This is a genomic window from Rhodococcus sp. (in: high G+C Gram-positive bacteria) (assembly GCF_049286785.1).
Taxonomy (GTDB): domain Bacteria; phylum Actinomycetota; class Actinomycetes; order Mycobacteriales; family Mycobacteriaceae; genus Rhodococcus_F.
Genome location: NZ_JBAQEO010000531.1, coordinates 1 through 2178, shown reverse-complemented (window position 1 = coordinate 2178; position 2178 = coordinate 1). Strand labels below are relative to the sequence as shown.

Below are 2178 nucleotides of genomic sequence, written 5' to 3'. Positions count from 1 at the left end.
CGCAGCCCAACAATGTTCGACAGCCAGGGTGCAATCACCGAGATCACGATGAGCGGCACGACCATAGGGGTCAACGCCAACGCGGCGGTGAGCGGTCCATAACCGAGAATCAACTGCAGATACTGCACCAACAGCAAGAACACCCCGAAGGTCACCAAAAATTGGATACAGACCGACAGCGCGCCGGCACCGAAGCCACGGCGGGCGAACAACCGGACATCGAGTAGGGGTGCCGAGGAACGTAGTTCTACGACGACGAACACCACAACCGCAAACAAGCCCACCGCAGTGCTGATGGCGACGAGCGAATCCGACCAGCCACGGGCCGGAACCTCGATCACAGCGAAGACGATCGCCCCGACCGCGACCACTACGGTCGCCGCGCCCACCCAATCGACCGGTGGATGCTCCTGCTGGCGGGACTCCGCGATACTGCATGCCAACCCGGCCAGAACCGCTCCGGCGACGGTCAACCCGACGAACACCGAGGTCCACGACCACTGCTCGAGCAGCACACCAGCCCCGAGGATGCCCAGGACCGCCCCGGATCCAGCAACCCCGGCCCACACACCTACAGCGCGACCGCGATGCGCCGGTGGAAATCCCGCGGTCAGTATCGACAGCGTCGAGGGCATGACCAGCGCCGCACCCGCCCCAGCCAACGCGCGAGCAGCGATCAGCCACGCCGGGTCGGCGAGAAACAAGGGCAATGCCGACGCGAAAGCGAACAACGCCAACCCCGCCACGAGCACCCCCCGGCGACCGTACCGGTCACCGATCGCACCGGCAGGCAGAACGAAGCACGCCAATACCAGCGTATAACCGTCGACTATCCAGGTCAGTTGAGCTTGCGTCGCCCCTGTCGCGACCGCGATCTGTGGCAACGCTGAATACAATGCTGCCATTGCGGCCACCACCAACGCGACCGCCATGCACGACACAATCAACATCCACCACTGGGCACCGCTCCATCGAGCGACGCTGGCAGAGTCGGATCTACGTTCGTTCAACGGCCAGCCTCCCAGTTCGAGACCGATCGTCTCGGTACGAGACTATTAGTATCACAACTCTGCGGGTGTGACAGAATGGTCAAGCGAGGACATGTTTTGTCAGTCAAAATGGAGCGGAGCCCGTTCATGGTCGACCCTCTCGTTGCAGCCGAGGGCCCGGCCGACCCCCGGCTGGCGCGCTCACGTAACCGGTTACTCGAAGCGGCGGGCCAGCTGCTAGCCACCGGCGGTGTCGAGGCGGTTACCGTGGAGGCGGTCACCCGCATGTCGAAGGTTGCACGTGCCACTCTGTACCGCCACTTCGGAAGTACCACTGACCTGCTCGCTGCAACCTTCGAGCGACTACTACCCCCAGTCGACACCGATATCGATACCGGTCCGCTACGCGAACGTCTGATTTCGGTGCTCACCACCCAAGCCGACCTCATCGACCAAGCTCCGGTGCAAATGACCACGCTGGCGTGGCTGGCAATGGGACCCGTCAACAGCGGCGACGCCAGCCGGCGCGATCTCGATCTTGGCGCGGTGGTCTCGCTTCGGGCCCGTGTCATAGAGCAATACCGCAGGTCCCTGGATCAGATCCTGACGGCCCCTGACGCCCGCACTGTGCTCGGCGAGATCGACACCACCTTCGCCCTCATTCAGCTCCTCGGACCGATAGTGTTCGCTCGCCTCACAGGACTGCGCCACATCCACGCCGACGACTGCATCCAAATCGTCGACAACTTTCTCGCCGCCCATGCCGCAAGTGTCCGATCGAGCACTTCGCGCGACAACAGCCGTCCACGGCCGGCCGCGACGCTAGACCCGCAGCTCACCGACGGCCAATAAAACTTGATGCGAAATTTCACCCTCAATGCGCTATCCAGTCAGGGATCGCAGCGCTCACTGGATAAGGCCGGACGTGTGCTCGAGAACTCGGAGTTGCACTGCAGTGCACTTCTGACATCGTGCAGCCGTCTTCTGAAACTGACACTACGGCTGGTGAATCGGCCTCGATCCGTTCGGTTTAGATGTCCGCTTGAAAATTCCGGTATGACGTGCTGAAGTGACGAACGATGCGAGATGGCGGACTGGCCCCCCTACCGGATCTGGCACTGGACGCTCACGTGACGTCGTCGAGGATCCCGAGCAGCTCGGCCAACAACTGGTCGGCGCGGTCTTCGAT

The 2178-nt window shown here is 62.6% G+C and carries 2 protein-coding genes; one reads left to right on the top strand and one right to left on the bottom strand.

Features of this window, described 5'->3' with window-relative positions:
- Positions 1-932: MFS transporter (locus tag WAW17_RS19240; RefSeq protein WP_422334530.1), on the bottom strand; the 932-nt coding region annotated here is incomplete at its 3' end.
- Between the two features lie 204 nt (positions 933-1136).
- Between WAW17_RS19240 and WAW17_RS19235 the strand changes: the two genes are divergently transcribed.
- Positions 1137-1841: a TetR/AcrR family transcriptional regulator gene (locus tag WAW17_RS19235; protein ID WP_422334529.1), complete on the top strand. Its 705-nt coding sequence runs from the start codon at positions 1137-1139 to the stop codon at positions 1839-1841.
- The last annotated feature ends 337 nt before the right edge of the window (positions 1842-2178 follow it).